The 1,425-nt window shown below is 58.9% G+C and carries 1 protein-coding gene; it reads right to left on the reverse strand.

Annotated features, from left to right (window positions below; all coding sequences use genetic code 11):
- Nucleotides 1-113: 113 nt before the first annotated feature.
- Nucleotides 114-434 (reverse strand): IS66 family insertion sequence element accessory protein TnpB, encoded by a 321-nt coding sequence (gene tnpB, locus XI05_RS39690; RefSeq protein WP_442869244.1) that lies wholly within the window; start codon nt 432-434, stop codon nt 114-116.
- Nucleotides 435-1,425 lie beyond the last annotated feature (991 nt).

Raw genomic sequence — 1,425 nt, forward strand, 5'->3', positions numbered from 1 at the left:
CGCCACTTGGCGTACAAAACCCGAGACTCTAACTGCCGCTGGATGAAAATGCAGTGGCAGGTCAGGAGCATTGCCCCGACCAGAGCACATCTTGCTCCGGTTCTCTCGTCCTTTCAGGCGTTGATTTCCTTCGTCGCAGCGCTTACTGGCGGCGTGACCGCCACAGCCCGGACCCGCTTCCCATCCATCCCGTCCACCAGGGCCATCAACTGCGCGGATTCATCTGTATCCGATGATGCCCGATTCCGCGGCCAGCAGAACTTCGCTTTTTCAAGGCGTTTCAAATAGAGGCACACGCCAGAGCTATGCCACCATACGATCTTGATTCGGTCAGCCCTTTTCGCTCGGAATACATAAAGCGCCCCGTCGAACGGATCTGAGCCGGCATCGCGCAGTAGCGCAACAACGCCAGCGATACCCCTTGCGGAAGTCAACTGGATCGCTGGCCAGGAACACCTTCACGCCGGAGGGGATCATGCCGAACGGACCGGCCGGATCACCCGCTGCAGCTGCGCCTCGTCGACGTCACGCCGGCACGCACGATCACCTCGCCAATGGAGGCAATCTCGATCACTGCCTCTGACATGCACGCCACCGCGATTTCGCGACTCGAAGGTAGGTTCGTTCGCCCGAGCATCGCGACGCCAGACGAAGAGTGCCGATCTGATGGGCGATCCCCGATACACTCGCGCCAGGCTCCTGCGCCTCTGCCACAACTTGCCATGAACTCGTCCGACCAGCGTCGGCGAAGCTGTCGCGGCGCCCCCTCAAGACGTCGTCGACAGCTTCAATCATATGGAACGCGGACGATTACATGAAACCGGAGGCGTTCTTTGCTCTGCAAATGCCAGGCCGGTACGACACGGTCTTTGGTAAAGCGCTGAATCGCAGCGCGGACCGAAACGTCGAGAAGGGTGGCCGGCAAGCTGGCTGGTTTGGCATAGCGTTTGCTCCTGTAGCCCAGCACTCGGATCGGTCAGTCATGTGGCCGGCCCTGTGCGGGGTCTCACGCCAGGACCGATTTGTCGCGTAATTGACGCATGTAGGCGAAAGGCGACGAGTCGGATATTGTAGGCATAAGCGCGCTTGAACTGGTAGCGCTGAAAGTTGCAACTCATTCTCGTCGGATGGTTGTGGGCATCTCGCTTCCTCCGCGATCTCTAGGCCAGGTGACGCTGCTTTTGTTCTTCGAGTGTCGGGCGGCACGCGTTGAAAATGAACTCTCTATTGCAAAGCTCAACACCAACACGTCCCTGAAGTCATGCCTTCATACCGCACGCTGCATGTAGTCTCTTGGCGATCGTGGCACCGGAGAATTGGGATTAGTGCAGAAAACAGCGTCTGCGCCGTTAGCATTGCGTAACATGCGCGCACCCGCGTCGGCAGGCGCTCAAGGCCAACGCTAGCATGAATCAAATGGGCTAG

Source organism: Bradyrhizobium sp. CCBAU 11357 (assembly GCF_028128865.1).
Lineage (GTDB): Bacteria > Pseudomonadota > Alphaproteobacteria > Rhizobiales > Xanthobacteraceae > Bradyrhizobium.